This window comes from Nocardia sp. 852002-20019_SCH5090214 (assembly GCF_001665865.1).
GTDB classification, from domain to species: Bacteria; Actinomycetota; Actinomycetes; order Mycobacteriales; family Mycobacteriaceae; genus Nocardia; species Nocardia nova.
Genome location: NZ_LZMK01000164.1, coordinates 1 through 552, shown reverse-complemented (window position 1 = coordinate 552; position 552 = coordinate 1). Strand labels below are relative to the sequence as shown.

Annotated in this window: 1 protein-coding gene; it reads left to right on the top strand. The window is 71.6% G+C overall.

All coding sequences use genetic code 11. The features are described from left to right. The coding region (locus A5780_RS13770; protein WP_156769490.1) for a DUF5131 family protein at positions 1-552 on the top strand (552 nt) is incomplete at both ends.

Genomic DNA, 552 nt, shown 5'->3' with positions numbered 1-552 from the left:
GGCGATGGGGTCGGCGAAGTACCAAAACGACGGCGACCCACGCACCTCCGGGCCCGGGTTCGCGGTCACCACTCACCATGGCGCCCTGGACATCCCGCGCCGGTGGCGCACACCGCGGCGGGTGTTCGTCAACTCCATGTCCGACCTGTTCCACGCCCGGGTGCCAGCCGAGTTCGTGCAGGCGGTGGTCGAGGTCATCGCCGAGACCCCGCAGCACACCTACCAGGTGCTGACCAAGCGGCCGGCGCGGGCGCGGCGCATGGTCGAACAGGGCCTGGTGCTGCCGCCGAACCTGTGGCTGGGCACCTCGGTCGAGAACGGCGCCACCACCGGCCGCATCACCGAGCTGATCAACACCGACGCGGCGGTGCGGTTCCTGTCGTGTGAGCCGCTGCTCGGCCCGATCGACCTGGACCGGTTCCTGTTCCCGACCGGATGCCCGGACGGGTGCCGGTGCCGGTGGCCCGACGACGACGAACGCTTCGAATGCGGGTGCCCCGGCTGCGCCGACTGGCGGCCGATCCCGGCGATCGACTGGGTCATCGTCGGCGG